The organism is Metabacillus idriensis (assembly GCF_009674765.1).
Taxonomy (GTDB): domain Bacteria; phylum Bacillota; class Bacilli; order Bacillales; family Bacillaceae; genus Bacillus_P; species Bacillus_P idriensis.
The window spans coordinates 1-1686 of the sequence record NZ_WKKF01000031.1 but is presented as its reverse complement, the minus strand read 5'-3'; the positions used below and the strand labels follow the sequence as shown (position 1 = coordinate 1686).

Genomic DNA, 1686 nt, shown 5'->3' with positions numbered 1-1686 from the left:
GAGTTATCATGAACGAAACTAGCTCCTTACTCGTAACATCGTAGGTTAATTTGGTTAGAATGTTTACTGGAAAAAACAAACCAAATCAGAGCTACATTACGAAAGGAGCTAGTTATTATGAAGGATACCTTAAAATATGTTGGTTTAGACGTATCTAAAGAAAAAATTGCAGTTGCTATTGCGGAAGAGGGGCGAGAAGAGCCTAGATACTTTGGGATGATTCCCCATACAACAGAAGCAATTAAAAAGTTAGTGAAAAAACTTGGGGACACTGAGTCTTTACGAGTCTGTTACGAAGCCGGACCAACTGGTTACCCATTATGCAGGCTATTACTTTCTTTAGGTGTCCATTGTGATGTGATAGCCCCGTCGTTAATTCCCCAAAGGCCAGGTGAGCGTATCAAAACGGATCGAAGAGATTCTATACGACTCGCCCAGTTATATCGAGCCGGGGAATTAACCAACATATATGTTCCTACTCCAGAAGATGAAGCTCTCCGTGATCTAGTCCGATCTCGTGAAGATGCAAAAGAAGATGAGCTAAGAGCTAAACATCGCTTAACTAAGTTTTTACTTCGCAATAACCTTAAACCATTACCTGGAGTTAATAAGTGGACGAAGAAGTATCGCGAATGGCTGGATGCTTTGAAGTTTGAAATTTCAGCATTACGAGTGGTATTTCAAGAATATTATCATCAGCTAAAAGAGATCGAACAACGTATTCTTAGGCTGGAAAAAGAGATAGGGATCCAAGCAAAAGAAGGGATTCATGCCCCAACAATTCAAGCTCTACAAGCATTAAGAGGTGTGGCGCTTATAACAGCGACAAGTCTTGTTGCCGAAATTGGTTCCTTCAAACGTTTTGCTACTCCAAGGCAATTTATGGCGTATGTCGGATTAATCCCAAGCGAATTTTCAAGTGGTGAAAGTCGAAGACAAGGGAAAATCACGAAAACGGGAAATCGTCATGTTCGCCGTTTATTAGTAGAGTCAGCTTGGAGTTATCGTTATCAACCTGCAGTAAAGGGAGAATTAAAAAAACGAATAAATGGTCTAGAACCAACGATTCAAGCCATATCTTGGAAAGCGCAAAATCGACTTAATAAAAAGTATTATCGATTACTGTCCCGGGGGAAAGAAAGTGGAAAGGCCATTACTGCAGTCGCTAGAGAGTTGGCAGGTTTTATCTGGGCGATTACGAATGAGTTAGAAGATACCCGTTCAAGAACTTGATTTTTGTTTTGTACGAATACTAAAAACATGAGATTTTTCATAATAGAATGATGAGAATAGGGCTCGAAGGCAAAGAGTAATACCGGAAAGGAAATCCCACGCGCCTCCTCTGTGCTATATCTATTCAGATTAACGCACGCTCCGAGTTAGTGGATAAGTCCTTTATACGGAAAGATAAAATGTGAAAATCCACGAATATCAGAATGCTAACCGCAGTAGAGATTTTTGCCTTCGTGCCGTGCACTTAACTTCTATTTAACTAACATGATACGGGAGGGAAAAAAGTGCTTACTCCTTCTTTAGCTATAGCTAAAGAAGGAGATAAACAATCCAGAATGGCAGCTGGGACAAAAGAGTAAAGAAGCAGAAATGTGCTTCTCTTCTTAAAGTTACCCAAAAATAAGACAATTACCAATTTAGAGTGGGAGCCTTGACAGTTTCGTTCATATCAGG

1 protein-coding gene is annotated in these 1686 nt (G+C 40.0%); it reads left to right on the top strand.

The annotated features are described in order from the left end of the window. Positions 1-117 precede the first annotated feature (117 nt). Positions 118-1233 (top strand): IS110 family RNA-guided transposase, encoded by a 1116-nt coding sequence (locus GJU41_RS24415; RefSeq protein WP_154319809.1) that lies wholly within the window; start codon positions 118-120, stop codon positions 1231-1233. The last annotated feature ends 453 nt before the right edge of the window (positions 1234-1686 follow it).

Bases quoted from the DNA above. Each gene is read 5' to 3' on its own strand.
- GJU41_RS24415 (WP_154319809.1), top strand. From the start codon at position 118: ATGAAGGATACCTTAAAATATGTTGGTTTAGACGTATCTAAAGAAAAA.